Here is a 2,886-nt window from a genome sequence, read left to right on the forward strand (position 1 = left end):
GCGTGTTCGAGGAGTGGCGGGAGTGGATCGACGCCTGCTACGCGGCCGAGACGGTCGAGGAGATCGTCGCGCGCCTCTCGGACACCGGGGTCGCGGCCGCCAAGGAGGCCGCCGAGCAGATCATGGGGAAGTCGCCGACCGCCCTGAAGGTGACCCTGCGCGCGCTGCGCGGCGCCCGCGCCCTGGGGGCGCTGCGACCGGTGCTCGACCAGGAGTTCCGCGTCTCGTGCGCGGCGTTCGGCGGGCCGGACCTTATCGAGGGCATCCGCGCCCAGGTGATCGACAAGGACCGGCGGCCGCGCTGGTCGCCGGCGACGCTGGAGGCGGTCACCGAGGAGGACGTGGCCCGGTTCTTCGCGCCGCTCGGCGACGGCGAACTCGGGCTCGGGCTCGGGCTCGGGCTCGGTCCCGGTCCGGCCCCAGAAGCAGACAACACCGTCGAAGGGACGCACAGCCGATGAGCGACTACGAGACCATCCTGCTCGACCGCGAGGGCCGCGTCGGCGTCATCACCCTCAACCGGCCCGAGGCGCTGAACGCCCTCAACCTGCGGCTCATGGAGGAGGTCATCGACGCCGCGACCGCCCTCGACCGCGACCCGGACATCGGGTGCGTCGTGATCACCGGGTCGCGGAAGGCGTTCGCGGCCGGCGCCGACATCAAGGAGATGCGGCCCAACGACTATATGGACGTCTATCTCAGCGACTGGTTCGCGGCCTGGGACCGGCTGGGGCAGCTCCGCAAGCCGACGGTCGCCGCGGTGTCGGGGTACGCGCTGGGCGGCGGCTGCGAGCTGGCGATGCTCTGCGACATCCTGCTGGCCGCCGACACCGCCCGGTTCGGCCAGCCCGAGATCAAGCTGGGCGTCATCCCCGGCATCGGCGGGTCGCAGCGGCTGACCCGCGCCGTCGGCAAGGCCAAGGCGATGGAGCTGTGCCTGACCGGCCGGACGATGGACGCGGACGAGGCCGAGCGGGCGGGGCTGGTCTCGCGGGTGGTCCCCGCGGACGAGCTGCGCACCGAGGCGCTCGCCACGGCGGCGGCCGTCGCCGAGATGTCCGCGCCCGTCACCATGATGGTCAAGGAGAGCGTGAACCGGGCCTTCGAGACCACCCTCGCCGAGGGCGTGCGGTTCGAACGCCGCCTGTTCCACGCGACGTTCGCGACCGCCGACCAGAAGGAGGGCATGGCCGCGTTCATGGAGAAGCGCCCGCCGTCCTTCAAGCACCGCTGACACCGGACGACCGGACGACCGGAGGTCGGGAATCGAGGTCAGCAGGGGCGCCGCCAGGCGTCCAGCTTCAGCCGCTTCTGCATGGAGCTGAGCCCCAGCCGCTTGGTCTTCGCGCAGAACTCGCCCGGCTCCAGCTTGTATTCGACGTGGAAGACGGCTTTGCCGTGCTCGATGAACGGCCGCAGTTCCGCGCACTCGCCGAACTGCGCGCACTCCTCGTTCACGGCGAAGTCGAAGTCGCCGACCAGCTGCGGGATCTGGTCGAGGTCGTTCTTGAGCCCGACGGAGAGGCCGCGGTCGTGGGCGAGCTTCGCGATCATGCGGTTGTAGGCGAGCTGCTGGGCGGCGGTGACGGTGAATCCGGTGCGGTTGCGGTACGCCTCGGTGAGGTCGGGCTCCACCGCGTCGAACCCCTTCTTGCGGCACATGTCCATGCGGGCTGCCATGACGGGCCGGAGCTTGTCGGGTCGGCGGATGTCCAGCCACCGCTCGCCGCCCCAGCCGTTGTTGGAGCCGAGCAGCTTCTTGGGGAACTTGCCGTGGTCGGGCCGGAAGCTCTCCCAGGCGCCGACGTTGAGGTAGCAGATGACCTTGGCGCCGCGGGCGTGCAGGGCGGCGACGGTCCGCGCGCTGTTCTCGAAGCCGTCGATGTCGTAGACGGGGACGCGTACGGAAGTGTCGACGCGCCCGTCGAGCTGCCACTGCCAGGCGGTGCCGGGCTTGGGCTGCCAGCGGCTCCTGGCGGGCGCGGACTCGTGCGAGGCGGGCAGGCCGGTCTGGGCGCAGCCCGCCAGGACCAGGGCGAGCAGGACGAGCAGCGCCGCGCGGGCGCGTCGCATGGTCACCAGTGTTCCTTTCGCGTGGCGGTCGCGGGCGGCGCGGTCTGCCAGGGGTTGGCGCCCGCTCCGGGCACCGCGTAGTGCACGGCGGCGCCGCGCCGTTCGGCGGTGCGGGCCACGTCGTCGGCGCGGCCGTGCGGCACGGCGTAGACGAGGTGGCAGAAGCGCCGCGGCGGGTGGCCGTGTGCCCAGGCGGGCACTTCGGCGCGCTGGTAGGTGGCCCAGTCGCCCTCGAAGGTGACGAGGAGGTCGGCGATCTCGGCGTAGCCCGGGTCGGGGTACGTGCCGGGGTTGAGCACGGTGCGGCGCGCGCCCAGCAGCCGGGCGGCGGCGGCGAGCCGGCGGTAGCGGGGCACCAGCGCGGCCTGCGCCGCGGTCTGGTCGAGGAAGACCCCGTCGACGCCGTACCACTTGCGGTGGCGGCGGATGTCGGCGACGACGGCGCGCAGCGGGCGGCGGCCGTATCCGGTGTCGACGTAGCCGAGGAGCGGCACGCCCGCGCAGCGCAGCCGGGTGGCGGCGACGGCGAAGGCGGGGTCGGGCCGGGTGCCGGGGCCGTCGGCGGCGTTGAGGATCACGCCGTCGAGCCGGGTCGCGGCCCGGACCAGCGCGGTCCACGCCTGGGGGTCGACGGCCGGGTGGACGTACAGCGGTACGAGCAGCCGCCGGCCCGTATCGCACGCGGGCCCCGTCATCGCGCGGGCTCCGCGCTGCGGGTGTGCGCCGCCCAGAGGTCGGCGAGGGAGTCGTCGAGGGTGTGCCGGGGCGCCCAGTCGAGGGCGGCCCGCGCGGTGGAGATGTCGGCCTGCTGCC

Annotated in this window: 4 protein-coding genes; 2 read left to right on the top strand and 2 right to left on the bottom strand. The window is 73.4% G+C overall.

Features of this window, described 5'->3' with window-relative positions:
- Window positions 1-461, top strand: a 461-nt coding sequence (locus ACFU99_RS39665) for an enoyl-CoA hydratase/isomerase family protein (protein ID WP_384402395.1), incomplete at its 5' end; no start/stop codon positions are given.
- Window positions 458-1,234, top strand: coding sequence for an enoyl-CoA hydratase (locus tag ACFU99_RS39670; RefSeq protein ID WP_384402398.1), 777 nt, complete (start codon window positions 458-460; stop codon window positions 1,232-1,234). The genes ACFU99_RS39665 and ACFU99_RS39670, both read left to right, overlap by 4 nt.
- Window positions 1,235-1,272: 38 nt before the next feature.
- Here the strand turns inward: ACFU99_RS39670 and ACFU99_RS39675 are convergent, their stop codons facing one another.
- Window positions 1,273-2,073, bottom strand: coding sequence for an endo alpha-1,4 polygalactosaminidase (locus ACFU99_RS39675; protein WP_384402404.1), 801 nt, complete (start codon window positions 2,071-2,073; stop codon window positions 1,273-1,275).
- Between the two features lie 2 nt (window positions 2,074-2,075).
- Window positions 2,076-2,768, bottom strand: a complete 693-nt coding sequence (locus ACFU99_RS39680) for a spherulation-specific family 4 protein (protein WP_384402401.1) — start codon at window positions 2,766-2,768, stop codon at window positions 2,076-2,078.
- Window positions 2,769-2,886: the final 118 nt, after the last annotated feature.

This window comes from Streptomyces sp. NPDC057654, assembly GCF_042800135.1.
Classification (GTDB): Bacteria; Actinomycetota; Actinomycetes; order Streptomycetales; family Streptomycetaceae; genus Streptomyces.